Origin of the sequence: Aliiglaciecola lipolytica (genome assembly GCF_018860635.1) — a bacterium.
In the GTDB taxonomy this organism is placed as follows: domain Bacteria; phylum Pseudomonadota; class Gammaproteobacteria; order Enterobacterales; family Alteromonadaceae; genus Aliiglaciecola; species Aliiglaciecola lipolytica_A.
The window spans coordinates 105,867-129,076 of sequence record NZ_JAHKPT010000025.1 but is presented as its reverse complement, the minus strand read 5'-3'; the positions used below and the strand labels follow the sequence as shown (position 1 = coordinate 129,076).

General features: G+C 40.8%; 21 protein-coding genes. 10 read left to right on the top strand and 11 right to left on the bottom strand.

Annotated features, from left to right (window positions below):
* Positions 1-35: 35 nt before the first annotated feature.
* On the bottom strand, positions 36-509 hold the full coding sequence (locus tag KO530_RS12960; protein WP_216048868.1) for a 3TM-type holin: 474 nt from the start codon (positions 507-509) through the stop codon (positions 36-38).
* Between the two features lie 175 nt (positions 510-684).
* On the bottom strand, positions 685-1,263 hold the full coding sequence (locus tag KO530_RS12955; protein ID WP_216048867.1) for a paraquat-inducible protein A: 579 nt from the start codon (positions 1,261-1,263) through the stop codon (positions 685-687).
* 327 nt (positions 1,264-1,590) lie between these two features.
* Here KO530_RS12955 and KO530_RS12950 point away from each other — a divergent pair, with 327 nt between their 5' ends.
* Positions 1,591-1,836 carry a DUF6868 family protein gene (locus tag KO530_RS12950; protein ID WP_216048866.1) on the top strand — a complete coding sequence of 82 codons (246 nt, stop codon included), beginning with the start codon at positions 1,591-1,593 and terminating at the stop codon, positions 1,834-1,836.
* A gap of 7 nt (positions 1,837-1,843) precedes the next feature.
* Positions 1,844-2,146 carry a hypothetical protein gene (locus KO530_RS12945; RefSeq protein ID WP_216048865.1) on the top strand — a complete coding sequence of 101 codons (303 nt, stop codon included), beginning with the start codon at positions 1,844-1,846 and terminating at the stop codon, positions 2,144-2,146.
* Positions 2,147-2,429: 283 nt separating this feature from the next.
* Here the strand turns inward: KO530_RS12945 and KO530_RS12940 are convergent, their stop codons facing one another.
* On the bottom strand, positions 2,430-4,598 hold the full coding sequence (locus tag KO530_RS12940) for a M3 family metallopeptidase (RefSeq protein ID WP_216048864.1): 2,169 nt from the start codon (positions 4,596-4,598) through the stop codon (positions 2,430-2,432).
* A 364-nt stretch (positions 4,599-4,962) separates the two neighbouring features.
* Between KO530_RS12940 and KO530_RS12935 the strand changes: the two genes are divergently transcribed.
* Entirely contained in the window at positions 4,963-5,532 is a 570-nt protein-coding gene (locus KO530_RS12935) for a hypothetical protein (RefSeq protein ID WP_216048863.1), read from the top strand.
* Between the two features lie 16 nt (positions 5,533-5,548).
* On the opposite strand, the gene KO530_RS12930 is transcribed toward KO530_RS12935, so the two are convergent.
* The 3 genes from KO530_RS12930 to thpR all read right to left on the bottom strand — a co-directional run bounded on the left by KO530_RS12930 (position 5,549) and on the right by thpR (position 7,651).
* Positions 5,549-6,151 carry a histidine phosphatase family protein gene (locus KO530_RS12930; RefSeq protein ID WP_216048862.1) on the bottom strand — a complete coding sequence of 201 codons (603 nt, stop codon included), beginning with the start codon at positions 6,149-6,151 and terminating at the stop codon, positions 5,549-5,551.
* 15 nt (positions 6,152-6,166) lie between these two features.
* On the bottom strand, positions 6,167-7,021 hold the full coding sequence (purU, locus tag KO530_RS12925) for a formyltetrahydrofolate deformylase (protein ID WP_216048861.1): 855 nt from the start codon (positions 7,019-7,021) through the stop codon (positions 6,167-6,169).
* Positions 7,022-7,120: 99 nt separating this feature from the next.
* The gene (gene thpR / locus KO530_RS12920; RefSeq protein ID WP_216048860.1) at positions 7,121-7,651 is read right to left on the bottom strand and encodes an RNA 2',3'-cyclic phosphodiesterase; all 531 of its coding nucleotides are present in this window, start codon (positions 7,649-7,651) and stop codon (positions 7,121-7,123) included.
* A gap of 26 nt (positions 7,652-7,677) precedes the next feature.
* Here thpR and hrpB point away from each other — a divergent pair, with 26 nt between their 5' ends.
* Positions 7,678-10,170 carry an ATP-dependent helicase HrpB gene (hrpB, locus tag KO530_RS12915; protein WP_216048859.1) on the top strand — a complete coding sequence of 831 codons (2,493 nt, stop codon included), beginning with the start codon at positions 7,678-7,680 and terminating at the stop codon, positions 10,168-10,170.
* A 118-nt stretch (positions 10,171-10,288) separates the two neighbouring features.
* Positions 10,289-12,589: a penicillin-binding protein 1B gene (gene mrcB, locus KO530_RS12910; protein WP_216048858.1), complete on the top strand. Its 2,301-nt coding sequence runs from the start codon at positions 10,289-10,291 to the stop codon at positions 12,587-12,589.
* 34 nt (positions 12,590-12,623) lie between these two features.
* Here the strand turns inward: mrcB and KO530_RS12905 are convergent, their stop codons facing one another.
* A complete protein-coding gene (locus tag KO530_RS12905; protein ID WP_216048857.1) occupies positions 12,624-13,448 on the bottom strand; it encodes a hypothetical protein in 825 nt (274 codons plus the stop codon).
* Between the two features lie 284 nt (positions 13,449-13,732).
* Between KO530_RS12905 and glnK the strand changes: the two genes are divergently transcribed.
* The 5 genes from glnK to KO530_RS12880 all read left to right on the top strand — a co-directional run bounded on the left by glnK (position 13,733) and on the right by KO530_RS12880 (position 19,407).
* Positions 13,733-14,071: a P-II family nitrogen regulator gene (glnK, locus tag KO530_RS12900; protein WP_216048856.1), complete on the top strand. Its 339-nt coding sequence runs from the start codon at positions 13,733-13,735 to the stop codon at positions 14,069-14,071.
* 21 nt (positions 14,072-14,092) lie between these two features.
* Positions 14,093-15,337: an ammonium transporter gene (locus KO530_RS12895; RefSeq protein WP_216048855.1), complete on the top strand. Its 1,245-nt coding sequence runs from the start codon at positions 14,093-14,095 to the stop codon at positions 15,335-15,337.
* Between the two features lie 302 nt (positions 15,338-15,639).
* The gene (locus tag KO530_RS12890) at positions 15,640-16,638 is read left to right on the top strand and encodes a DUF4382 domain-containing protein (protein WP_216048854.1); all 999 of its coding nucleotides are present in this window, start codon (positions 15,640-15,642) and stop codon (positions 16,636-16,638) included.
* A gap of 110 nt (positions 16,639-16,748) precedes the next feature.
* The gene (gene ggt / locus KO530_RS12885; RefSeq protein ID WP_216048853.1) at positions 16,749-18,437 is read left to right on the top strand and encodes a gamma-glutamyltransferase; all 1,689 of its coding nucleotides are present in this window, start codon (positions 16,749-16,751) and stop codon (positions 18,435-18,437) included.
* 46 nt (positions 18,438-18,483) lie between these two features.
* The gene (locus KO530_RS12880) at positions 18,484-19,407 is read left to right on the top strand and encodes a Dyp-type peroxidase (RefSeq protein WP_216048852.1); all 924 of its coding nucleotides are present in this window, start codon (positions 18,484-18,486) and stop codon (positions 19,405-19,407) included.
* Between the two features lie 79 nt (positions 19,408-19,486).
* Here KO530_RS12880 and KO530_RS12875 read toward each other — a convergent pair whose 3' ends face one another.
* From KO530_RS12875 to KO530_RS12860, 4 genes are all read right to left on the bottom strand, one after another.
* Positions 19,487-19,834 carry a hypothetical protein gene (locus KO530_RS12875; protein WP_216048851.1) on the bottom strand — a complete coding sequence of 116 codons (348 nt, stop codon included), beginning with the start codon at positions 19,832-19,834 and terminating at the stop codon, positions 19,487-19,489.
* A 310-nt stretch (positions 19,835-20,144) separates the two neighbouring features.
* Positions 20,145-20,702, bottom strand: coding sequence for a CBU_0592 family membrane protein (locus KO530_RS12870; RefSeq protein WP_216048850.1), 558 nt, complete (start codon positions 20,700-20,702; stop codon positions 20,145-20,147).
* Positions 20,699-21,712, bottom strand: coding sequence for a substrate-binding periplasmic protein (locus tag KO530_RS12865; protein ID WP_216048849.1), 1,014 nt, complete (start codon positions 21,710-21,712; stop codon positions 20,699-20,701). Before KO530_RS12865 ends, KO530_RS12870 begins: the two co-directional genes overlap by 4 nt.
* Before the next feature lie 2 nt (positions 21,713-21,714).
* The gene (locus KO530_RS12860) at positions 21,715-23,004 is read right to left on the bottom strand and encodes a hypothetical protein (RefSeq protein WP_216048848.1); all 1,290 of its coding nucleotides are present in this window, start codon (positions 23,002-23,004) and stop codon (positions 21,715-21,717) included.
* Positions 23,005-23,210: the final 206 nt, after the last annotated feature.

Here is a 23,210-nt window from a genome sequence, read left to right as displayed (position 1 = left end):
GACTTCATGGTCACTATGGGAATATTTGTTCTGGTTTATTTTCCTTCATTCTCTACACTTGGTTGTTTGCGCATAGATTGGGCTATTTTTTCGCCACTTCTACCGACAACATAACCGCCTACACCTACGGTTAACAGCGTAAACAGTTCCTCTGGCAGTTCTAACATTGCCACTTTGTCGGTAAACAGATTGAGGTAAGGAAACAGAATGTAGTTATTCGCTACAATAAAAATAATCACCATCATTAAGACCGGCCGCCAATTTCTCTGTATCCAACTTTTGCCTTGAGCTTCGGCGACAATGACGGCTTGCTGAGCTTGAAGTACTTTAGTTTCATACTCTAAAACTTTGTGCTCCAACTCAATCATCTTAAGTTGTACACCAGCCCTAATTTCATCGAGTTGTTTTTTAAGTACTAAGCGTTCTTCATCTGAAGTGTGCACATTATCAATCAAATCTGCAGCTGGCTTAAAAATACCGCCAATAAATTCCATAATTCCAATAGCCATAATGACTCCTTTCTTTAGTTAGGGTGAAATTTACCGGTTATTTACTGCGACTGTTTGCCACTGTTTACAATGGCGATTGTCTTAACCTGTCCTAATATGTTTAACATTTTTTCAGATTAATTGCTGCATTTTTAAACAACTTTTGATTGTGTATAAAAATAAACGTGAATAGTTTTTACATAAGCGCTTTTGGTTTAGAGGGCTGCGCCCCCCGCATTGCGAAATGCGTTCCTAATAAAGATAGTAAACAATAACCAGCAAAATAGTAGAATCCTTGGCCTGCATTAGATAGTGTTTGTGTGCTGATATCTAACGACATTTTAAATCCGAATACCGCAAAATTATGAGAGTCAGTTGTTTCTGCGTGGTTAGTGGATAAAATAGCGAGGAAAACCGCTACAACAAACACATCAGCCATCGACCATTTCCCAATGCTTGAAACCACACTTAAAAAAGCCCGTTCTAGCCTTGTACCAGGTTGGAAATAAGCGACACAAACCATGCTCGTTTTTATCAGTGGTATCCCCACTGAAAACAGTAAAATTAGTGCCGCGACTAATATTCTTTGGTCGTGCCATAACTCATCGATGGTTGCCATTATCGATAGCTCTTTATCGACAATACTGGAGCTCAGAGTCGATCCCCCTAATGATGCAGCCATCTCCATATCTAACGAAAACATAGGTAATAATATTCCAGGGAAAAACAAACCTATTGCAAGAATATTTAGTGCAAAACCAATATGACGTTTCAAAGCATAATCCTGTGAGTGTATTCAATATGGGACAAATATACCCTAATCATTTTTGAAATCAGTTGTTGGTTTAAAAAAAATTAGATATTTATGAAAGTGATTGAATTCCGAGTCTGTTTTGACCGAAGTTGATTTAGCTGTGATGACTTTGCATCACCTAAGTTTGTTTTATATTGCTTGTAAAATTAATATCACTTGGGAGCTAGCAAGGCTGTGAATTCAGTTTGATATCTTTTGAGTTGTAATAAAAAATGAGTTTGGACCGCTATACTCTTATACTAGTTAGACTAAGACTGATTAAAGTATTGGTACTAAGGGTAATCCATTATGACTATTATACAAATAACTGAGCTATTTGGTTGGGCGTCAATAATTAATCTCGCCTATTTATTACTTGCTACATTAATTGTAACACTTATGCCTGATGCAATAGCTTCAATTCATAGTAAGGTATTCAAAGTTGAAAAAAGCACATTGCCACCTTTGTATATTAACTTTCTGAGTCTTTATAAAGTCATGACATTGGTTTTTATTGTTTCTCCGTATATTGCTTTAAAAATAATGGGGAGTTAAGCGCTAAATGAAGAAGTCCGTATTCATATTCTTAGTCTGTGGATCAATTTTTATCTTCAAAAGTGGGATAGCAAACGATGGACTTCAATTGGCAAGTCAGGAAGATTTATTGGTCGCCAAAGGTGAGCCCAATTCCCAACATGAGTTTGAAGATCAAGGAGACCTTTTTGTTCATTACTACTATCAAACTGAGAATGAGTCTTATTTGGTAGATGTTGAAACCGGTAAGGTTTGCAATGCCTATACAGGCAAAGAAGTTCGCAGTTGCTTTCCTTGTGCTGAGAATGAAGTTTCATTTAAATGCCCTTAACAAACCTATGAGATTGATATGTCGAAAACAACTAAGTATTTATTAATATCAGCGTTATTTTGCCTCGCCTTTGTCTGCTATTACGTTGGCAGTGTCATTGGCGCAATCGCATTCATTGCATTAGGCTTTTTGTTGGAGGTGGCTCTGTGGATTGGTATTTTAAAGACGTCTAAAAAACATATGTCTAACCGCTCTTGAGTCGATTTCCTGCGCTGATGTGAAGACAAAAAAATAGCACTTTAAAAGTGCTATTTTTAAGATTAAAACCTGTATTGAATCAGGCTTATTTCACTGGGAATCCGCGATCGCGCATCAGGGCTTCTACATTTGCATCTCTACCTCTAAACAAACGATAAGCTTCAGCAGGGTCCATTGCGTTTCGAATGGCGAATAAATGCTTAACTAGCTTTTCACTTAGTTCTTTGTCGTAGAATCCACCAGGTGCTTCAGCAAAGGCTTCAGCAGCATCTGAGGTTAAAACTTCAGCCCACATGTACCCGTAATAACTAGACGCATAACCTTCACTACTAAAGATGTGCCCAAATTGAGTACTACGGTGACGCATTACCATTTCTTCCGGCATGCCTAATTTCACAAGTTGTTCTTGTTCAAACTTCTGAGGATCAATCGCAGCAGGATCTGTTGTGTGATACAACAAGTCCATTATTGCAGATGCCATGTACTCAGTGGTTTTGAAACCTTCATTGAAAGTAGATGCTTTTTTGATTTTAGCTACTAACTCTTGTGGGATAGGTTCACCGGTTTTGTAATGCACTAGATAATTATTAATTACTTCATCAGTGATTAACCAACGCTCTAACAATTGAGATTGGAATTCAGTGTAATCACGCACACCTGAATGTGACGTTGGGTAGACTACCTTGGCCGATAAGAAGTGCAATGCATGGCCAAATTCATGGAAGTAAGTTTCCGCATCATCCCAAGAAATCAATGTTGGCTCGCCTTCAGGACCTTTCACGAAGTTTGAGTTATTCGAAGAAAGTACCGTTTTCTTACCATCAAAAGTGGTGTAACTGCGGTAAGTCGTTGCCCAAGCGCCAGAACGTTTACCAGTGCGAGCAAATGGGTCTAAATACCATAAACCTATATGTTCACCAGACGTAAGATCTGTCACTTCCCATACTTTAACATCTGGGTGAAAAACAGGTACTTTGCCTTCTTCGATAGGTGTAAATTTGAAGTTGAAGAGACGACCTGCAACATAAAACATTGCTTCGCGAAGTTTGTCTAACTGCAAATATTGTTTTACTTGGTCTGAGTCTAGGTCGTATTTTTGTTTACGTACTTTTTCAGCATAAAAACGATAATCCCATGGCTCTATGGTGATATTCGCATTCTCTGCATCCGCAACGGCTTGCATGTCTTTTACTTCTTCATCCACACGAGCAATAGCCGCAGGCCAAACTTTCTGCATCAAGTCCATGGCGTTTTCAGGATTTTTCGCCATGCGATCTTCTAGTCTCCACTGTGAATAGTTTTCGTAACCTAACAGTTGAACACGCTCATGACGCAATTTTAAAATTTGTTTGATCAATTCATTGTTGTCATATTCGTCACCGTTGTTGCCGCGGCTGTAATATGTTTCCCAAACTTTTTTACGTAGTTCACGTTCTTCAGAGTAGGTTAAGAACGGGTCCATTGATGAACGGGTGTTGGTAATCGCATATTTACCTTCATGGCCTCGCTGGGCTGCGGCTGATGCTGCACCAGTCACAAAGGACTCAGGTAAACCAGAAAGTTGATCAGCGTCGATGTAGAGCACATAGTTTTCTTCATCAGCCAACACATTATTTGCAAATTTGGTTTGTAAACTTGCTACTTCTTGGTTTATTTCTGCATAACGCTTTTTCGCTTCCCCTTCCAAGGTCGCGCCATTGCGTGCAAAACCGTTGTATGTCAACCAAGTCACACGTTGCTGTTCAGAATTGAGCTGTTTATATTCTTCGCCTTCATACACTGCTTTTACCCGTGCAAAAAGCTTTTCATTTTGGTTTATCTTTGAACTAAACGCGGAGATCTTAGGAACCATTTCCTTTTGAATCTCACGGAACTCAGGGCTATTCTTATTGGAACTCCAAATACCCCAGTAGGTGAATACGCGACCTAACTCTGCACCAGACTTTTCTAACGGAACAATAGTATTTTCGAATGTAGGCGCTTCAGGATTGTTAATAATCGCGTCTACTTCGGCTAAATTGATTTCCATTCCTTTTTCTAACGCTGGAACTAGTAGGGCTAAGTCCATTTTATCAAAAGCTGGAACACCGCCATAAGGGCCTGAATATTCAGCAAGTAATGGATTTGTTTCTTGTGCGACTTGTTCAGTCATGGATGTTTTATCTTCTGTTTTAGTGGGGGTTGTGCTTTGAGAGCACCCACCTAATGTTGCAATTAGCATTGCACTTGTTAGTGTCAGAGCAAATTTTTTCATTTAATTTTTACCAATTATTTGAGAGATAGTTCCGTCATTATTATTATTCATTGTATGCTCTGAAATGAGCATTGTGGATAATACTAATCTTTAGTGTCAAAACTACAAGCGCTAAGGCCAAATCTACTTTTACATATCGTCTACAAACCCTTACAAAGTAAATTTCACATATCTTTTTCTAGTTTTAAGCCGAAGTGCTGAGTTTGGTCTTTTTAACTAAGTGATTGAAAAGTATTGTTGCGTGTTTGAATCGTCTGTTGTTCACGTATTGTTTCGAATACCTAATGTCGGTTGATGTACGTTACAGCTGCTGTTTTTTGAGTACTATTTAATCAAGTTAAATAAACCCTTTGAGTTAGCCATCATGTTCAAGTATTTGTGTTTGTTTATGACCTTAGTTGGCAGTAGTTGCCAAGCAGGTGAGTTTTTTATTGCTAAAGGGGTGAATTGGCTAAACAACCTAGTACCAGAGACTACCAAAATTGAATTTAATAAATCTCGTATTAAATTTGATGGCTGTCGTCATCGGGAATATGAATTAACATTTAGTCAACCGGTTAACCAACGTTTGTCATTTGAAGGCGGTATGAGCTATGCGAACGGTAAGCTGCAGTGGGGCATCAATAGCCAAAAAATCAGTCTTAAGCGTTACTCTTTTTTACCACGCTATAGTGTCAATCGTAAAATTAGTCTAAGTGCGGGTGTCATCCTGCAATCTGCGCCTGAATTTAGTACTTCTCAGGGATTAGAGCTCGCCTTACCGAAAAGTAAAATTTATAAGATTAGCAGTCGTTTCAAAGGCATCCGAGATGACCATCAGGTGGATATCGCATTGAGTAGTCACCATTGGGATGCTAACGATGAATTTGGCACTTTGTTTGACAACGGATTAATCGATAATAAGCTAAATGTTAATTACGCCGCATTTTTCTAACGCTAAGTTCGCAGTGCTAAACCGCAGCCCCCTTTACGACTGTTTGACGTAAATGTTTAATGTCACAAAGTAACTGAATTTTACTGAAATCGTTTTTAGCTATCTGGGTTACACAGGTATTTTCAAATCCAGCGCGCTCTAAACTCAGCCGATCAATTTTTAAAATGTGTTCTAAAATATATCGTAAGACCAAGCCATGAGTCATGACCATCAAGCTGTCTTCTACCGCGTTCGCCTGCTCAATAATGTGTTGCCACGCTAGCTCAACACGTTGTCCAAATTGGTGCTGACTTTCGCCATTTTCGGGTTGATAATCGGCGGCTAAAAAATCAAAGTCAATTTGCTTCCAAGGGGTTCCTCTGAGCGCTCCCAAATTACGTTCCTGTAACAGTTCCGATAAAACTAATTCGCAGCCCAATAGTTGCTGAACCGGCTTTGCTGTCTGCTGGGTGCGAGTATGATCGCTACACAATATTCTAGAAATAGCGTGGTGTTGATAAGCATCGGCCAAATCTTTTGCTTGTTGCTGACCATGAGCGGATAACGGAGTCTCTGGCGTCTGTACAATCCTATTTCGGTTGCCGTCTGTCTCACCGTGGCGGACCAAATAAATAGACATCATTAAGCCCTTAATTTATGCAAATACAACGGTTTTATTTTTGTGAATAATCACGCGATCTTGCAAGTGGTAACGAACGCCATTGGCTAACGCGGCTTTTTCACAATTCTTGCCTTTACGAACCATATCTTCAGCCGAGTCACTGTGACTGATGCGTATCACTTCTTGCTCAATAATTGGCCCTTCATCTAAGTCTTTTGTCACATAATGACAAGTCGCGCCAATCAGTTTAACACCGCGGTCATAGGCTTGTTGATAAGGTTTAGCTCCGGCAAAGGACGGCAAAAAGCTATGGTGGATATTGATAGCTTTGCCTGCTAATTTTTGACATAAGTTGTCAGGCACAATTTGCATAAATCGCGCAAGTACTGTGAGATCTGCTTGATACTCTTCTAGTAAAGCTTCAACTTGGGCAAAGGCTACTGCTTTGTCTTGATTTTTGAAATCTACCCAATGGAAAGGTACTCGATACCAATCTGCAAATTGTTTCATTTGCGGGTGATTCGCAATGATGCAAGGTATTTCACAATCAAGCTCACCACTGTGCCAGCGATGCAGAATATCAATGAGGCAATGAGATTCATGGCTGGCAAGCAAAGCCACTTTTTGTTTTTGCAAGGAATCGGATACTTTCCACTTCATTGAAAATTGTTTAGCGATGGGTTCAAAGGCCTGTTTGAAACTCTCTAAAGTCAATTTCAGCGTGTCAGTCTTTATTTCATGACGCATAAAAAAGCGCCCTAATTTGGCGTCTGTATGGTGGCTTGCTTCTACAATAGTGGCTTGATGATCAGCTAAAAACTGACTCACAGCAGCGACTAATCCTACTTGATCGGGACAATCGATTACCAGCCTGAAGGTTTGTTGCATGAATAAATTACTCTTGTTAAATCGGACTTACTACTAATCCCCTTATTGTGCTGCCGGAATAGGCCTGAGGTAAAGCACTTATTGGAATTACATAAAAGTTTATCTTGGGCGAATGGGACGATGCAAAGGCCAAGTCTGTCGAATAGGGTATTGCACCCCGTTTTTGCCACTAACAGATTCAAATAAATGCAATTGATCTATCTTTAACTCGAAATCTGGTTCATATAGTGGCGCCGGAGGATTGTTTTTAGCGTTTCTAACTAGGGTGATATGAGGAATATACTCTCTAATGGGCAAGTTCAGTCCTGCTTGTTGTGCATATTCGGTCAACCGTTTTGTCGTTTGCAACATGTGCTCTGGAATTTGGGTACTACCGAGCCATAATATTTTCGGTTTTGACCAATAACCTAAGGTATCAATTTGCAGGTTAAAATTTTGAAATTGGCTTTCTTGTATGGCACAACAAAGGTGGTCTAATTGTTGTTCTCTAACTTTTCCTAGAAACACACTAGTGATGTGAAAATTTTTAGCAGGCACGCAGCGCTCAAATCTTGGTAAGGCTTTGTTGCGCCAATCATCTAATGCAATTTTTGATTTGGCATCTAAATCAAATCCTAAAAAGTAGCGCATTGAAACTCCAGCAAAGATAGAATGGGGTGATTATAGAGGATTTTTGGTTTGACTGCGTGTTACCTGTAGAAACTTGCTGGCCAGCATTAGAAAAATACATTGAAGATCAAGATGTGATTTTAGTGGCTCCACCTGGAGCGGGTAAATCCACATATTTGCCTTTGAAACTGCTACAACATCCTAAATTTGCTGATCAGAAAATCATTATGCTGCAACCGCGACAAATAGCAGTGACGTCGATCGCCAACTATTTGTCAGAGCAGCTAAATGAAACCGTTGGGCACACCATCGGTTATCGTATGCGAGGTGAAACTAAAGTAAGTGCTCACACTAGATTGGAGATTGTTACTGAAGGGTTGCTTACCCGTATGTTGCAAAACGATCCAGAGTTAGCCAATGTTGGACTGATTATATTTGATGAATTCCATGAGCGGAATATCCATTCTGATTTTGCCTTAGCGTTATGTTTGGAAGTAAAGCAAGCGCTCCGTGATGACTTACGGTTATTGGTAATGTCGGCGACTTTGGATGCAGCAGCGGTGGCTAATTTATTGCCTGATGCCAAACAATTGGAAAGTCATGGCCGCAGTTTTCCGGTCACTAGCCACTACCGACCACGAGATAAAAGTACTCTTTTAGAGCAACATGTTTTTAAGATTATCAAAGAAGCAGTGAATAGCCACGATGGCGATATTCTTGTCTTTCTGCCCGGTGCACGAAAAATATTGGCAACGCAACAATTGTGTGAGCAATACTTTGAACAAGATATTGAAACTTATACTTTGTTTGGACAACTGGATAAACAAAAGCAGCGTTTAGCAATACGACCGGCTAAACAAGGCATGCGCAAAATTGTGCTGGCAACCAATATTGCTGAAACTAGCTTAACCATCGACGGTATTAAAGTGGTAATTGACTCTGGTTTAGAGAATGTTGCAAGTTTTAATTGGCAGCGGCGCATCGAGCAGTTAAGCAGCAAACAAATTTCTAAAGCCTCAGCTACTCAGCGGGCAGGTCGGGCGGGGCGTTTAACTGCTGGAGATTGTTACCGATTGTGGTCTAAGGATACTCAACAACGTTTAATTGCACAGCGCCCCGCGCAAATTTTAGAAACAGATATTAGTGGCTTGTATTTAGATGCAAAAGTATGGGGCAGTGAATTATCTGAATTACCTTTGTTGGACACCCCTAGTCGTTCTCAACTCGACTATGCAAAATGGGTGTTATCGTTATTAGGTGCGATAGATTCCTCCGCTAAAATAACCCCCCATGGCAGAGCGTTGAACGGCTTTGGTTGCCATCCAAGATTGGCTGGGATGTTAGTAGACAGTCAAAAAGGGCAGCCCTTGCAAAAAGCGCTAGCGTGCTTATTGGTGGCAATGCTTGAATTTCGTCCCATTAGTGAACTGCGAAGAGAAACCCAGCTACGTCAGCATTTACGTTTTCTACTCACGCAGCCCTCGCATCCTATTTGGACGCAAGCAAAACGTTGGGCAAAGCGGCTTGGATGTTCTTGTGATAGCCGTTCGGTAAGCCTTGAAAAGGGGAATCTCAGTGAACTGTTAAGTGTGGCATATCCTGATCAGATAGGTCGCTTGCGAGACAATGGAACTTATCAGCTAGTAAATGGAACAGGAGCTAAATACTTCAACTCAAAAGATCAAGGCACTAGTGCGTTGAGTAAATGGATTATCGTGACCAAATTAACCATCAGTGATCAGGCTGATGCACTCATACAAATGGCCGAACCAATAGACGAACACTTGGTTTTTGAGCGATTTAAACATCATTTTAAACGACAAAGTGAATATAGTTGGTCCCATACATTGGCAAAAGTTGTCGCGCGAGAAAAACAAATATTCGGCGCTATTACGCTATGGGAAAAACAAATCGAAGCCTCAGATGGGCTGCAATGCGTGCAAATATTGATAGCGCAAATCAAACAACAAGGACTTTCATTTTTACCTTGGAAAGAGAAGGTTTGGACGTTTATTTATCGAGTAAGTTTGGCTCGTAAAGTGGAAGGTGAGCATTGGCCTGATTTCTCAGAGACTAGCTTGTTGGCTGAGCTCGAAGAATGGTTGGAACCTTTTCTCGATGGCATAGTTACAGGCAATAAGCTACAGCAGTTAGATTGGTTAACTATCTTAAAAAATCGATTAACTTGGGAGCAGCAACAACAACTAGATCATCACTATCCACTTAAAATGAAAGACGCAACAGGGCAAGACTGTAAACTAGTATATTCAGCCGATGAACAAGTTGAAATGCAAGTGAAAATGCAGCATATGTATGGTTACGATGGTTCACCCTGTGTTGCCAATGGCAAAGTACCAATAACCCTAACACTGCTATCACCAGCCGGTAGAGCATTGCAGAAAACCCAAGATCTTGCAGGGTTTTGGCAAGGTAGCTACAGCCAAATTCAAAAAGAAATGAAAGGCCGATACCCCAAACATTTTTGGCCCGACAATCCAGCGACAGCACAAGCAACAACGCGCGTTAAGAAATATATGTAGTGCTCAAGCCTAATATGTCGCAGTATAGTATTCCAGCGTTAGTTGTTTGAGCCAACCACGTTGCACTGATATACTGGCTTCTTGAAAATAACCCCAACAAAGATCCCCTTATTCAGCCATGTCATTAGCCCAAAAATTGAATCCCTTACCTTGGTTCCGCAAGTATTTCTGGAAGTTGTTTCTGGTTTGCGTCGTTGCTATGTGTGCCTACATGGTTTATTTAGATGCTATTATTGCCCATCAGTTTTCTGGTAATAAATGGCAAGTTCCCGCGCAAATTTATGCTCGTCCTTTGGTGCTAAGCTTAAAAGAAGAAATCACCAGTAAAGAAATTATAGAAGAGCTGACGCTATTGGGGTATCGACGGGTTGCTAAAGCGAGTCGCACTGGTGAATATCAGTACAACAATAATCATTTCGAAGTTTATCGTCGAGCGTTCCATTTTCCTGATGGCTTTCAAGCCGAGACAGCTTTATCTCTGACCGTTAAATCGGGGCGTGTGTCTAACATTGTTAACCTCAATAGTGGCAAACAAATTGATAGTTTCCGTTTAGAGCCATGGTTAGTTACACGATTGATCAGTGAGGGGAAAGAAGATCGTATGTTGGTGTCTTTGGGTCAGGTGCCTAAAGAACTAGTTGAAGCTTTAGTTCTGGTAGAAGACAAGGATTTTTATCAGCATCATGGAATAGCTCCGCTTTCAATTTTACGGGCTTTGATTGCTAATATCTCAGCGGGACGCGCGGTGCAAGGTGGCAGTACCTTGACCCAGCAATTGGTTAAGAACATGTATTTAACCAATGAAAAGTCGATAACCCGTAAAATCAAAGAAGCGTTTATGTCAATATTGATCGATGCCCGTTATAGCAAAGATCAAATAATGGAAGCTTATTTAAATGAGGTGTTTTTAGGACAAAACGGGAATACTGGGGTGCATGGATTTGGTTTGGCCAGTTACTTCTATTTCGATCGGCCGTTAAACGAACTAAATCTAGAAGAAATGACCACCCTAGTTGGTATGATCAAAGGGCCGTCTTATTACAATCCAAGGCGTCATCCTGAGCGTGTCATTGAGCGACGTAATCTGGTGTTGAGGCTGCTGTTTGAAGCTGGAAAGATTAACAAAACAACCTTTGAACAGTTGTTGGATAAGCCAATTCAAGTCGCCACTGGCGCAACTCTGGTTAGGGGGAAACATCCAGCCTTCATGGATAGAGTAGGGCGAGAATTACGTACTATTCTAGATAATCCAGATATTCGTGATTCTGGTGTGAAACTCTTTACGTCCCTTGACTCAAACGCTCAGCGCAAAGCCGAGACCGCCCTGTCTGGTGGATTAACCAGTATTGAGAAGCAACGTAAATTAGAGAATTTACAAGCCGCTATGGTAGTCACTGACATTGATAGTGGTGAAATTCGCGCTATGGTAGGAGATCGCAACACCGGTTTTAGTGGTTTTAATCGAGCATTGGATGCGAAACGCTCCATAGGCTCTTTAATCAAACCAGCAATTTATATCACTGCTTTAGAACATCCAGAAGAATATAATCTGGCCACACCTCTGTTCGATGATCCAATCAAATTACCCAGTGAAGGTGGGGAAACTTGGGAGCCGCAAAATGCAGATAAAAAGTTTCGTGGTCAAGTGCCATTGTATACAGCATTAACACAATCACTGAATGTTCCCACTGTAAGCTTAGGTATGGAACTAGGCTTAGAAAATATTACTCAAACACTCAAGCGTTTAGGGGTAACTGAACCTATTACCCAATATCCTGCATTGACCTTAGGTGCCCTAGATTTATCGCCTATTCAAGTCAATCAGGTATATCAGACGATTGCAAATAATGGCGTGCAAATCCCTCTTCATACAGTTAACGCAATCATGTCTGCAGATGACCAATTAATGTATTCATTTTCTTCTCAGGCCACTAGAATCATCGATGAAAAAGTAGCTTATTTGATGAATTACGCGCTGCATAAAGTCACCTTAGAGGGCACCGCGAAACAAATTAGACGGCGTTTTCCAACGATTAATATGGCCGGCAAGACCGGTACAACTGATGATTATCGAGATAGTTGGTTCAGTGGTTACGACAAAAATATATTAGTAACCAGTTGGATTGGCACTGATGATAACAAAAGTACCGGGTTAACTGGTGCCAGTGGTGCATTGCGATTATTTATGGATTTCCAGTTATTGCAAGAACCTAAGTCACTCGTTCGTCGCTTCCCTAAAGGTTTAGGGATCGCACATTTTAATCCGCAAACCGGTAGAGCGACGCAAGCGGGATGTCAAACAAGCATGAGTTTGCCAGCCATATTAGAAGTGCTGCCGAAACGAGCCGATAAATGTGATACCAAAAATCCGAAGATCCAAGAGCGCAAGAGCTTTTGGGAAAGGCTTTTTGGTAATTAACCAAAAAGTTAATTATTAATATTCAAAACTGACATTAACGTTTGTCTTTGGGGGGCATTGGTTTTTTCACATGTTTGTCTAAGAACGGCGCTAAATCGGTCGGTTTACTGCAATCTAAACTACCACCAGTAAAGGTGGATAAAACGGCAATGGTTTTATTTACTGTTGAGCTGCAATCCACTCGTACCGAGTTACTTTCTCTTAGTTTTTCATCGTCCGTTTTAAAGGGATCAAACTTAGGTAAATTCAAATCAGGCGACTCTCTTTGCTGACGATAGCGCTGCGCCTCCTGTTCAGCCATGCGTTGATTGGCTTGGGCTGAGTGATCTAACAAATGTTTTTGCGCTAAGTTTCGTGAGGTCTCAACCTGAGTGTCAGTGTTAGTTTTGTCTGGAAAATCAATCGAAGGCAAATCTTCCCGTCTTGAATCATTTTCAATAGGGGGGATTTGCGGTGTTACCTGTTCAACAATTTCGGGCGCTTCATTAGGTTCGATGGTATCTGCTGGTGGTAACGTTTCTGACACTTCTATTTCAGTTACTTCTACGTCTTCAATAACTTGGTCTGCTTGTTGTTTTTGTTGATTATCATCAGGTTTGGCCAGCGCTTCTGGTTCCGATAACGGTTCAACAGTTTCGATTTCGGCAGCTTCTTCCACAACTTTTGGCGCTGGCAAAAATACGAGTTTGGCGTTGATCGCAGAAACCTCTTGCTCGATTTTTGTTGGGATAATAATTCGTTGTTGAGACAAAATCCACCAACCAATCAGGCCATGAGCAAGCACGGAAATAAACAACACTTTTCGTAGAGAATTGTTTTTCGTTTTGGTTGGAAGGTGTTGTTGACGTTCAAAATCCAAGGTGAGCGCTATCCAGCATTAATATTTGTGAACTTGATTCGACAATAGACTTGCAGTACCTCCTTTAGTTCCCTAAAAGCAACACTTTCGAAATACATCCAGACAGCGCACCCAGAACGTGCAAAAATAGGTATTTGCACACAATTGGTGCGTAAGTTGACTGTTTAATCTGCTTTTTTTAATCTAAGTCTTTGATTTTTATGTGTAAACATTAGTGGCATAAGACTTGTTTTAAGAATGGAGCGTTTCAATAAAAACAAATTCAAAATACCGGGAGTAACACAATGAAACTAGTAACTGCGATAGTTAAGCCTTTCAAGCTTGATGATGTTCGCGAAGCCATTTCAGAGATTGGCATTGATGGTTTGACTGTCACTGAAGTGAAAGGCTTTGGACGTCAAAAAGGTCATACCGAATTGTACCGTGGTGCAGAATACCAAGTGGACTTTTTACCAAAAGTTAAACTGGAAATTGCGGTTCAAGACGATCATGTTGAACGTTTAGTTGAAGCTATTGTTAGCGCAGCGAAAACGGGCAAGATTGGAGACGGAAAAGTATTTGTGTATGACTTAGAGCATGCAGTACGTATCCGTACGGGTGAAACTGACGGCGAAGCCATTTAAGTAGCAGGGCAGGAGAAAATCATGGAAATTACATTTGAACTTGGGTATGCACTAGATACCTTTTACTTTTTGATATGTGGCGCCTTAGTCATGTGGATGGCAGCTGGCTTTACAATGCTAGAAGCCGGTTTAGTGCGTGCTAAAAACACCACTGAAATATTAACTAAAAACATTACTTTGTACGCAGTCGCTTGTATCATGTATATGGTATGTGGCTACTCAATTATGTACGGTGGAGACGACTTCACATTGTTCCTTAGCGGAATCGTAGGTGACGGCGCAACGGGTGAAGCAGAACCTGCTACCTATGCTCCTTCAGCAGACTTCTTCTTCCAAGTAGTATTTGTTGCAACTGCAATGTCAATCGTTTCAGGCGCGGTCGCTGAGCGTATGAAATTGTGGTCTTTCCTTGCATTTGCCGTAATCTTAACTGGTTTCATCTATCCAATGGAAGGTTCTTGGACTTGGGGTGGCGCTTCTGTATTCGGTATGTATACACTTGGTGACCTAGGTTTCTCTGACTTTGCTGGTTCAGGTATTGTACATATGGCCGGTGCTGCAGCTGCTTTAGCTGGTGTGTTGATACTAGGTGCTCGTAAAGGTAAATATACTGCCGATGGCAAAATTAATGCGATTCCAGGCGCTAACTTACCGTTAGCAACATTAGGTACATTTATCCTGTGGATGGGTTGGTTTGGTTTCAACGGTGGTTCTGTTCTTGCGACAGCTACTGTAGAAAGTGCTAATGCTGTTGCTGTAGTATTTATGAATACTAACGCTGCTGCTGCTGGTGGCCTAGTTGCTGCACTTATTCTAGCGCGTATCTTGTTTGGTAAAGCTGACCTTACTATGGCTTTAAACGGTGCGTTAGCTGGTTTGGTTGCTATTACTGCAGAGCCTTCTACTCCAACTCCACTGCAAGCTACTTTGTTCGGAGCTATCGGCGGTCTATTGGTAGTTGGAAGCATTGTTGCTCTAGATAAAATGAAAATTGATGATCCAGTAGGTGCTATCTCTGTTCACGGTGTGGTAGGTCTTTTAGGACTTCTACTAGTACCTATTACAAATGATGGTTCTTCTTTCTCTGGTCAAATCATCGGTGCTATCACAATCTTTGTATGGGTATTCGTAACTAGCTTGGTTGTATGGTTAATACTTAAAGCTATCATCGGTATTCGTGTAAGCGAAGAAGAAGAGTTCGAAGGTGTAGATATTGGCGAATGTGGTTTGGAAGCATACCCAGACTTCACTGGTGGACGTTCTTAATACCTACTCTTTAAGAAAAACACAGAGGGCGAATAAAAAAATAAGAATAATCAGAATAATAACAACATCGTCCTACTGTTGTTAAAAACAGACAAAACCCCGCTAATCAGCGGGGTTTTTTTTATGCTCAGCTCTGATTATTCTGAATCATCCTTTCGAAGTTAATTGTAACTATCTGAATATCTTGAACTTACACAGTTTTTAACACTCTGGGTATCCTTCCTGCTCTGAACTAAATCAATGTTAGTTGTCAGATGCCTATAGACATTTTGAAAACTGACGTGACTTTTTCAGGAGAAATTATGATTATAAAGCCCCTTCATGTGTCTTTACTCTGTTTCATTGCAATGCTATCCGCTTGTGGTTCTAATGATGATGCTTTGCCGATTTTTGCCGCTCCCGTTAAAACCACTCTACCGTCTTTTTCCTTAGCCGTGAGTGATGCACCAGCAGACGGTTTAGCAGATGTAATTTTGTGTTTTTCGACTATTACCCTCAAAGGCGAGGAAGAAGATCTTACTTTCAAAGTTGGTGAGCCAGAGTTTGCTCTTACGGCCAACGATTTATGTTTGGATGATACCAATAATGTGGTGCCTAATGCGGTTGGAATTGACCTTCTTGAGTACACTGGTAGTCTCTCAATACCGCTAGTAGAAGAGATTAATATACAAGCCGGTCAATACTCTCAAATAAGCCTTGGTATGACAGATGGTTCATACACGGTAGATAAACTAAAGCATACAAAAAATCCGATAACCATCGCATCCAATGAAATCACCTTTGACGGGTTTACTGTAACTGAAAACAACACAGCAGATTTTACGGTTGAATTCGATTTACGAAACGCCTTGACCAACCCCGTGGGACAAGATGAATATTTTTTACAATCAACTGGAATAAGGTTGGTAGATAATCAGCAAGCTGGGCAAATCAAGGGGCAAGTTTCAGAAACGCTTTTGATTAATCAATTATGTGAGCCGTTAGCTGATATCAATGGCTCTCCTGCGGTTGTGTATTTGTATGAAGGCATGAACTTAGAATCTAGTAAATTGGCAGATAATGGTGGTTTAGAACAGGTTCTTCCTTTTGCCAGTACAAGTGTCTATTTTGATGCTTCACAAACTACTTACCCCTTTGATATTGGTTTTGTTCCCTATGGAAGTTACACGCTGGCACTCAGTTGCGATCTTACTGATGATCCAGAGTTAGATGACGAAGTAGGCTTTGTACAAATTCAAGAAGTCAGCATAGATGATGCTAAAACTGAGGGAGTAGTCAATTTTGAGGACGTTAATGAATAGGCTTTAAAGCATAGAAAAGTGCTTTTACACCACTTGCGTTTATATTTTCTTTAAACCAATGGTCGCAAAGCGTATCCTTTAAATCATCAAATAGTATAAAGGGTGGTTTAATGAGATTTCTTGCGTGTATCTTTGGTTCATTGATTGTATTCAGTCAATACAGTTCAGCCTATGATCGTATCACTGGTGAACCCTTCGCTTCACGTTCTGAGGTTATAGCGACCAATGGTATGGTTGCCACTAGCCAACCATTAGCCACGCAAGTTGGCTTAGACATCTTAAAGCAAGGTGGTAACGCTATTGATGCCGCTATTGCTGCGAACGCCATGCTGGGCTTAGTAGAACCAACCGGCAATGGAATTGGTGGTGATTTGTTTGCTATCGTCTGGGATGCAAAAACGCAGCAGCTTTATGGATTAAATGCCTCAGGCCGTTCGCCTAAATCGTTAACGTTAGAATACTTTAAAGAGCAAGGTATGGAAAAGATTCCATCCCATGGTCCTTTGCCGGTTTCCGTTCCTGGCGCTGTTGATGGATGGTTTGAACTACACGGTAAATTTGGTTCATTGCCGATGACTAGTATCTTATCTCCAACCATAGAGTATGCTAAAAAAGGCTTTCCAGTAAGCGAACTTATTGCTTGGTACATGCAACGTAGCGCGCCAATTTTAAGTAAGTATGAGGGATTTTCCGATACTTATATGCCCAATGGTTCAACACCTAAAAAAGGTGAAATATTCGTAAATCAGAATTTAGCCGCCACATTGGAAAAAATAGCTACAGGTGGTCGCGATGCTTTTTATAAAGGTGATATCGCTCGAACTATTGCCGCCTATATGAAAGCGCAAGGTGGATTCCTTAGTTATGAGGATTTAGCTAGTCACACATCCACTTGGGTAGAACCCGTCTCGAGTAATTATCGTGGATATGATGTTTGGGAATTGCCACCAAATTCGCAAGGCATTGCGGCTTTGCAAATTTTAAATATGCTTGAACAGTTTGATATCGAAGGAATGGGCTTTGGTTCGGCTGAATACATTCATACATTTGTAGAAGCTAAAAAACTGGCGTTTGAAGATCGCGCAAAATATTACGCCGATCCGGCATTTAATCAGATTCCAACTGATTGGCTGATATCCAAACAATATGCCCAACAACGGGTGAAGCTACTGAATCAACAAAAGGCAGCCAATCGTTATGATGCCGGCCTCAATGAAGGCGATACTATCTACCTAACCACCGCAGATAAAGACGGTAATATGGTATCGCTTATCCAATCCAATTATCGCGGGATGGGCTCAGGTATGACACCCACAGGCTTGGGATTTATCTTGCAAGATCGCGGTGAACTGTTTTCTCTGCAAGAAGGACATTTTAACGTTTATGAACCAGCGAAACGACCATTCCACACTATCATTCCTGCTTTTGTGACAAAAAATGGCAAACCTTGGTTGAGTTTTGGAGTAATGGGTGGTGGTACACAACCACAAATGCATGCCCAGATAATAGTCAATTTAATTGATTTTGGAATGAACCTGCAAGAAGCTGGAGATGCACCAAGAATACTGCACAGTGGTTCAAGCCAACCGACAGGTACTTTGATGGAAGATGGGGGCTATGTGAGCCTCGAAAGCGGTTTTTCAGCCAAGACTCGACGAGAATTAGTGCAAAAGGGACATATATTACGAGATGTATCTGGCAGCTTTGGTGGTTATCAAGCTATTCTTAGAGACAGCAAAACTGGTGTATACTTTGGCGCCTCTGAAAGCCGGAAAGATGGCCAAGCTGCCGGCTATTAACTGAACTTACAATGCTCTTCTATTAATAAAAAAGAACAAGAAAAATATGACACAACCCCAAAAAGGCATTTGCGCAGAACCCAATTTACATGCGCAATATTTGATGTTTAATGTTATCGATGATGATGCGCAAGTGATACGCGCAAAACTGGCTCATATCCTCAATGTATATGAACACTATGATGAGGAGCATTATGAGGCCATGGTGTCGGGTATCATAGCGGTTGGCACTAGTTATTGGACTGATTTATATCCGGGCCTAATTCCAATGGAACTCGCGCCTTTTCCAGATATGGAGTGTGATGATCGCAATGCGCCAGCAACACCATGTGATTTATTTATTCAAATCCGTGCTGACCGAGCGGACGTTTGTTTTGCCATAGGTAGTGAGGTGTGTGAGTTGCTCAAAGGACATGTGGAGTTATTCGAGGAAGTTAAAGGATTCCGCTATTTAGATGGGCGGGACTTGATTGGTTTTGTAGATGGCACAGAAAACCCCAAGGGCATGCACAAACGAACTGTAGCCGTAGTTGGCGATAAAGATCCCGATTTTGCTGGCGGTAGTTATATTCATATTCAACGTTACCGAACCCATATGGATCGTTGGCAAAGACTACCGGTTAAAAACCAAGAAGATATAATTGGTCGCACCAAAGAGGACAACGTCGAATATGCTCGCGAAGATAAACCCGCATTTTCACATGTCAAACGCTCGGGAATTAAGGATGCTGACGGAAATAGCCTTGAGATATTGCGGCAAAGCATGCCTTACGGTGATATGACAGTGAAAGGACTATTTTTTGTATCATTGGCTAACAGTCCTAAACCATTTACGCAGATGTTAAGCAGTATGGTGTTTGGCGATGAAAACGGCATATATGATAGGTTATTGGATTTTACTGTAGCAGAAACCGGTGCTGCGTTTTTTGCCCCTTCACTTAACTTTATTAAAGCTAATAAAGACAAGTAAAACAGACCGCAAGGTGTCAGGTGTCGTGCCGATAGCCGACACCTCCATTGGTCTTTTTAAAGCAATTATATTTTTAACGTTATTCCAAATTGGTGGTTAATCGATTCGCGAATGGCTTTTTAGAAAATCCTATTCGTAATGCGCCATAAGCCAACATGATAAAGGCTATGCCAATAGCAACCATAGCAGCAAACACCTGTTGCTCACCGCTAAACACATTAGCCGTGACTAATACTACTGAAATCACAACGACAAATACTGAGATGATATATTTAGCATGGGACTTGATAATTTCAGACTTACTTTTGTATATCGCCACAATGGAAAGTAAAGCAATTAATGGAATGATGACCACTTGTTGCAGCGCAAACATTGCGAGTAAATAAGCGGCTAATCCAATCAGTTTTAAACGGTTTGCTGTGTTCATTATAACAACCTTTGCCATTGTATTTTGATTAGAATGTCATTAACCCCTAATGCAAACAATAAGACATAGGTCGTAGAGTTTAAGGGATTGTGGGCGGGTGCTTTAGCCTCTTGGATGTTTGCAGTTTTCCATGGCCTAAAGGCCATGCTACGGCCTCTTGGCTGTTTGGGTTTTTCCATGGCCTAAGGGCCTTGCTACGACCTCGTGGATGATTGGAGTTTTCCATGGCCTAAAGGCCATGCTACGGCCTCATGGATGTTTGGTTTTTCCATGGCCTAAAGGCCATGCTGCGGCCTCGTGACAATATCTACTAGTCGATTAAATGGGCATTGTCGGGCTGACGCAATGCACCATGAATAGAAATCAATGCCCAAATGACTTCTAAGGTGAGTACAGGGTAGTTTTTATCTATCCACAATTGCGGTGTTAGTGCTAAGGCCGCATAAACATTTAAATACAAATAGGTTTTTTGCGTCATTTTCTGTGCGCAAAATAGCAAATAAGCGGCGCCAAAAACTAATGCCGATGTCCAACCTAAGATACGAATCGACAAATCAAGTTGATAAAATAAACCTAACAGGGCAGCTATCCACATAAAGGCTACGGCAACCGCCATCATTCGAAATGTGATTGGTGTGTTCTTTAGGGTGATATTCAGCAGCAATAACAAGCTAATGACAGCCCAAAATCCATTTATTACGACAGCTTGCCATGATGAAACCAATAGTGAGTTTATTATCAGGCTAGTGGCCGCGACCAAATTACCCGCGTAATAGACTCTTGGCGACCAGTTTGTTACTAAGGATAAGTATGCATGGTTGAGTAAATATAAAACCGTACCTATCCATCCTAAGCCTATTGTAATCATGGCTCTAACTGAATATGCATGTTTTTAACTCGCAATTCTTTGCCTACATGGGGGCCATTTAAAATCACAACCTTACTGGTTTCCATCATGTTCTTATAAATGCGGTCTGAATGTGATGGTTTTAGAATTTTTGAACTCCATTGAAGAACGATAACTTTGGTTCCTATTGGAATGGTGTAATAATCAATATCACCGTTTTGATTGGTAAACTCTCCAAGTATTGCCGGAAACCCTTCTGATGTTACTAATGTCGCTAAATCGACCTGTTGCTTAAGGTTTTGAGTTGGTTGCAACTGTGCATCTTCGCCATTGAGTCGCATCGTAATGGCTTGATCAAACTTTTCAATTAATGCCTTACCTTCGGCTGTTTTACTAGCAATAATATGTAGACTAGATTCATCTTTCACTTCATCAACTGGAATAATCAACTGTTTTTGCTCTGAAAATCGGGTATCCAGTAAGTTGTTCATTACGCCTTCGGTCATCGGTAATATTTGTACTTCATTGTTTAATAAAGCGATGAGTGCATCTTCTTCGGTTTCATACTGTTTGCCATCTGTGACAATACTATCTATTTTTTCGCCATAACTATAACCAGCCACTTTGGCTATTTTGAGGGATTCATAGTTGTTATTTGCTAACTCAGAAGACACAAAGTGACGATTAAAATAGAGTCGACTCGTGAGGTAGAATATAGGTTTTGAGTAGTAGTGTTTTTCTGCCCGTTGCTGTGTATAAAAATACGGATAACCAAGTTGTGCTTTTTGTTTTTCCAATAACAATGCGGCGTCTCTATAGGGCACGTAACGCCACTTAACATTGGCTTGTGCGTAAGCGGCAATTGTATCTAACACTTTTGCAGCTCGACCCATAGGTTCACTTTCTGGATTAATGTATGGAGCCCATACATCTGTCAAAACTTCTATTGATACGTCTTGTGCGTATAACCGTTGTGTTTGCATCGTTGAGCATAAAACCAATGCGACTAAAATAAGGAGTTTTTTGCCCATGATTACAGTTTCCTTTTGGCAACAGACATATAAATAAAGGCAAGGGCAATCATCAAACCAATTCCTATTCCAAACATGGTATCTGCATCTAAACTAGCTATTAATGTGAGTATCCAAGAAGAGCTTTCGTCGTTGTAATCTAGAGCCGGACGGGACATCACCTCTCTACTGTGCTGAGACAAAAATATTAATAATTCGAAAATGGTGAACAGACTGATGGCGAATAAAATCCTATCGGTTTTTATACTATTAAGTTTGCTTTGTTTGGAATTTGCTTCTTCAATTTTGTTTGAGCAAATCTCTTTCATATCATCGCCGTTCTTTATCAACAAATCGAATTCCCAAGATTCAAAAATTTCGTCTAAGTATTTCCGTTTTTGTCGAGTTAAGTATTTTTTGTGTTCATTTATCGAAACTTGGTGAAGTTTTGATTGAATTCGACTGTCTTCAAGTTGATTCTGTGCACCCAATAAATTGCCATCAATATATGCATGGGCGATAGCTTCATGTAAGCGCAGGTTACATTTTTCTTGCGCTGTGTAGCAGTATTGAGCAAGTATCATGGTGTCTATGCGTGGATCACTTTTCGCTCGCTTATCAACAATCACGTAGTTTAACCAAGTCATGGATTCAGTTTTTACTTGGTCAAAACCATTAGCGCTTGTGACACTGTCGAAGTTGATTAGATTGCAAATTTTTTCTGCGTCTTGTGGACATTCCGTTTCAGCTAGCCACTGATGTATTAATTGACGTATATCCGTGTTTTCTAGTTGTGATCTATGGATATTCAGTGAACGAGCGGTCCAATATAGACGGGTCGAGCGAGACCTAGGTTTAATAAGCAGTGGATTGTTAATACTGTTATATATATCTTTAATAACTGCCTCAAGGGCTGGCAATGATTGTTGTATAGCGAATTCGGCTTGTTGCTGAACTTGTGATTCCATTTGTTTAATATCAGCTTGAATAGGCAAGACCAGTTGGCATTCCACTACCGCCAATTCATTTGGAAATATATGAAACTTGACCTCAACATTTTCCCATTGTGTTTTCCACAGGAAAAATGACATTGAAGATACATCACTATCAAGGTTTACATACTCGGGGCCATCATTGAGCCAAGTTACACTCTCGATATCTTTTCTTTGACTCAAAGACGTCATGAGCTTTTTGAAATTGTTAGATTTGCGGTTAAATCCCCTAATTAAAGAGAAAGGCACATCTATTGGAGAAATGGCGGTGAAACAAATTTGATTATCGGATGGATCTTGTTGGGGGGAATTCGAAACCACGACTGGCTCTCCTTGCTACTACTGAGCGCAATATAGCAAACCTACTGATGAATGAGAATCATTGAACGCCATACATTGATTTGGTGGGGATTTTTTGTGCAAAAGCCAAACCTGTAGGCGGGTGCTACGGCCCCGCGGTTGTTTGGGGTTTTCCATGGCCTAAAGGCCATGCTACGGCCTCGTGGATGTTCGGTTTTTCCATGGCC